The organism is Terrisporobacter mayombei (assembly GCF_020748465.1).
GTDB lineage: Bacteria > Bacillota > Clostridia > Peptostreptococcales > Peptostreptococcaceae > Terrisporobacter > Terrisporobacter mayombei.
On sequence record NZ_JAHZMP010000077.1, the window covers coordinates 1 to 548 of the forward strand.

Consider the following 548-nt stretch of genomic DNA (forward strand, 5'->3'; position numbering starts at 1 on the left):
GTAGCTAAGTACGGAAAGGATAAGCGCTGAAAGCATCTAAGCGCGAAGCCTACTTCAAGATAAGATTTCCCACCGTAAGGTTAAGACCCCATGAAGACTACATGGTTGATAGGTCAGAGGTGGAAGTATGGTAACATATGTAGCTTACTGATACTAATAGGTCGAGGACTTGACCAAAAAATAATGTATGAATTAAATGTTAGCAGTTTTGAAAGTACTAAAAGCTTTCTAAAAACATAATGAAAAAGTTGACAATATTAAAATAAGATGTTATTATAATACTTGTTCAGCAAAAAAAGATGTGGTTATTATAGCAAAGAGGATACACCTGTTCCCATTCCGAACACAGAAGTTAAGCTCTTAAGCGGCGATGGTACTTGGGGGGTGACCCCCTGGGAGAGTAGCACGTAGCCACGTGATGTTCCAAGGTAGCTCAACGGTGGAGCACTCGGCTGTTAACCGATAGGCTGAGGGTTCGAGTCCCTCCCTTGGAGCCAAGAAAGTGCCGAAGTGGCGGAACTGGCAGACGCACAGGACTTAAAATCCTG

At 42.9% G+C, this 548-nt stretch carries 1 tRNA gene and 2 rRNA genes; all 3 read left to right on the forward strand.

The window, feature by feature from the left end:
* Nucleotides 1–177 (forward strand): 23S ribosomal RNA (locus K0039_RS20390); the annotation flags it as partial.
* Nucleotides 178–300: 123 nt separating this feature from the next.
* Nucleotides 301–417, forward strand: a 5S ribosomal RNA gene (gene rrf / locus K0039_RS20395).
* Nucleotides 418–422: 5 nt separating this feature from the next.
* A tRNA-Asn gene (locus K0039_RS20400) sits at nt 423–497 on the forward strand.
* Nucleotides 498–548 lie beyond the last annotated feature (51 nt).